We start from the raw sequence: 3,132 nt of genomic DNA, 5'->3' as shown, positions 1-3,132 counted from the left end.
GTGATGCTGGTCTACTGATCATCTTCCTGATCACCGTTCCGGTCGTTACCCATACGGTACCCATCAAGCTTCCCAATGAGATCAATCGCCCTTATCAACCCAAGGCAGATAACATCAACCTTGCCGTGCGCAGTGATGGGCAGGTGTTCTGGAACGAAGAAGCGATCGCTGATCGCGCAACGCTGGTGACGCGTCTAAAGGCTGTCGCTGACCGCAAACCGCAGCCTGAGGTCAATCTTCGCGGGGATCAGGCGGCACGCTATGAGTTCATCGGACGTACTCTCATGGCGGCGCAGGAGGCTGGAATTGCAAAGATCGGCTTCATTCTGGAACCTGCTGCTCGCCCCTGAGCGCCCGATCCAGGAAACATTCAGGAGAATACATGGCAATGCAGATCGATACTCAAGATGGGGACGAGGCTACGCCCATACTGGAAATGAACATGACCCCGCTGATTGACGTCATGCTGGTATTGATCATCATGTTCATCATCACGATTCCGATTCAGAATCACATGGTCAATCTCAACATGCCAGTGCCGGCCCCGCCAACGACATCGCCCAAGCTGCCTGCCGTGGTGACCATCGATGTCACCGACAACGGCAAGATCCTCTGGAACGGAACGATTGTCGCTTCCGAAGCGGAACTTGAGGCGCGCTTGCGCGATGTTGCACAACAACAAGATCAGGACGAAGTTCATCTTCGTCCCAATAGCAATGTGGCCTATCGGAATGTTGCCGCCGTTCTGGCTGCAGCCCAACGCCTCGAGGTCAAGAAGCTGGGCATCGTCGGCAATGAGCGTTATCTCAATCCTTGACGCACCTAAACAGACGGATAGCAAGACAGTCCTGACCCGGCTTGACGGCCCACAGGACTGTCCTGGCATCGAGGAAACGCATCTGGAGGGGCATACTATGGCGGCGCAGATTCGTCTCAGCTTGGCTCTGTTGAAAGAAAGTGGGTCTTTTCCCAACAATCGACAACGGCCACATGCTTCATCATGGTCAGCATGGTCTGGCTCGGGTCCAGGCCTTCCAGCGGCAACACTGACATCGACAGGAGGTGGCCCGAATCGACATCGATGGCAAACACCGGAGAATGCAATCCATGCAGATCACGGTTGGCCGCCAATATCGATTCAAGAATGGCGCAGCGGTCTTCCTGTGGAATCTCGCCGAAATCGCACGCCATCAACAGGCCATCCTCGCCCCATTGCACCGGGTCATACGCGATCATGAACGGTACACCATTTAGGTCCAGCCTGATCAGACCCGGTCCAGGATCCAGTGGCACTTCCATCTGCTGACCCAGTGCACGCACGAAGTCGTCGAAAGTACTCTTATCATCACTCATACCACCTCCCAGATCGAATCATTTTGCGTAACCGTCGATCGATCGTTCGCGCCTTCTGTCGGCGGCGATATCGCCGATTGCTCAACGACGCCTGGAGCATCTTGTGCAGCCGCCGGACTGGAACCACTGAGCGCATCAAGGCGGGCATGGGCTTGCGTGATCAATGCCCGAGCTTGGGTCTTGATTCTCGGACCTCTGAACAGCCGCTCGCCGGCATAGTCGGTGACCGCACGACGTGCCGAGTAGAAGTAGTGCTGGCGGAACATTTCGATGAACGACGGCCGTCCCTCCTTGCGGGTGAAGAACTCACGGCGCACCCGCGCGGTATTCACCGACTGAGGACCACCCCATGCAGCCAGTAGCGCAAAACCCAGTGCCAATGTGGAAGTTCCCATCATGGCATAGGAAAAAATCATGGAATTGTGATTAGGACCCTCACCCGGCTTGCAGCTAAAGGAGTCTCGCATACTCCAGCGCGCCAGGCCGGCACCGGATTGAAGCAGAAAGAAGAATCCGGTGCCACCCACACCCATGAATGTCGCGCGCGCGATTTGCACAACCAGCGTCGGAACGATGTAGCCTGGCATATTCCATCGCGTGGTGATGGCATCCTTGGCATTACCGATACGACTTTTTTCGTTGAGGAAAATATTGGCGATGGATTGCGTAGTTTCCGGCGTCAGATGCGTGTAGTCGAAGGGGAGCAGCACTTTATCGAGTTGATGATGCCGCAGACTTGCCAGAAGTTCTTGTAGCTGGGCAGAGACAGGCAGTGCCATTCCCATTTTCTGCTCGGCCAAGTCGTGGTTGGTCACGCTGTGGCCTGCCTCCAAAGACCCGGCAGCATCATTGCTCGGGCGCACCCGCAAGGTCTGCAGTAGTGCATGTTCATAGGGAGTAAGTGATTTTTCACGACGCACCTGGAATTCTTGTGCTTCGTCCTCGCTGTCAGGCGCGGGCGGCATTTTCCAGCAATCGATATTGAGCGTGCTAGTTCTGGCCTTGGCTTCCAGGCGGCTGCGCACTGCCAGCTCCAGCGGCGTCAGGAGCTCCCCTTCGGCGCGCGCCATCTCGCCCCATTCCAGCATCTGTTCTCTGCTGACGTCGATGAAATCCTCAGTTGCGAGCAATGTGCGATCCTCGTATTTCTGCTGTAACTGTCGCAATTGCGTGGCCAGCACATCCGACAGCGGAGATGCACGCAAGGACTTGGCGGCCTCCAACGAATCAAGTCCGAGAGCATCGCGCAAGGTCTCGAAATGACCGTCGTCTTGGTATTTTGCTTGTAGCTGTGCGAGTGTCTTGGCTTGATCGGCGGATAGCGTGCCAGCGCGCGCCAATGCTTCAATCGACAGGAGTTCGTTGAGCTCTTCCAGAACGACCAGTTGTCCCAATTCTTCCATGGCCCCACGGCAACCGCCCAGTGCCGGACCTTCGCAGCCCTGCTTGAACGCATCCCAACGCAAGCGTGCTGGTTCGTCCAGGGGCCGGGAGAAGCGGGCGTGGTTGAAACCACCAGCCTCATCGAACTGCTTGAGCGCCTTGTAATTAACGTTGCATAGCTGGGCGATCTTCTTGAGTATGTCATCGCAGCGATTGCTGATGCCATCGCCGACCAGCCACATCTGCTGTACGTACCGGGCCCGGAACATATCGCGGACATCATTCTTGGTTTGGACTGGCCCACATGAAATATTGGCCGCCATGATCAACCGTCCTTCGCGCATTCGGTCCAGTGGTCCAGCGGCCAACTGCATCAATTGCACTATCGCCGTGCCC

Annotated in this window: 3 protein-coding genes and 1 pseudogene; 2 read left to right on the top strand and 2 right to left on the bottom strand. The window is 56.3% G+C overall.

Features of this window, described 5'->3' with window-relative positions:
- Both I5W_RS21160 and I5W_RS21155 read left to right on the top strand, forming a co-directional pair.
- A partial coding sequence (locus I5W_RS21160) for an ExbD/TolR family protein (RefSeq protein ID WP_044530713.1) occupies positions 1-350 on the top strand: 350 nt, incomplete at its 5' end.
- 32 nt (positions 351-382) lie between these two features.
- Positions 383-817 carry an ExbD/TolR family protein gene (locus tag I5W_RS21155; RefSeq protein ID WP_017455437.1) on the top strand — a complete coding sequence of 145 codons (435 nt, stop codon included), beginning with the start codon at positions 383-385 and terminating at the stop codon, positions 815-817.
- 116 nt (positions 818-933) lie between these two features.
- Here I5W_RS21155 and I5W_RS21150 read toward each other — a convergent pair whose 3' ends face one another.
- Both I5W_RS21150 and I5W_RS21145 read right to left on the bottom strand, forming a co-directional pair.
- On the bottom strand, positions 934-1,353 hold the full coding sequence (locus tag I5W_RS21150) for a CesT family type III secretion system chaperone (protein WP_044530712.1): 420 nt from the start codon (positions 1,351-1,353) through the stop codon (positions 934-936).
- Positions 1,350-3,132: pseudogene (locus tag I5W_RS21145) on the bottom strand (hypothetical protein); the annotation flags it as partial. The gene I5W_RS21150 and the pseudogene I5W_RS21145, both read right to left, overlap by 4 nt.

The organism is Herbaspirillum sp. B65 (assembly GCF_000333555.1).
In the GTDB taxonomy this organism is placed as follows: Bacteria; Pseudomonadota; Gammaproteobacteria; order Burkholderiales; family Burkholderiaceae_D; genus Herbaspirillum; species Herbaspirillum rubrisubalbicans.
This window is presented reverse-complemented; position numbering and strand designations above follow the sequence as displayed.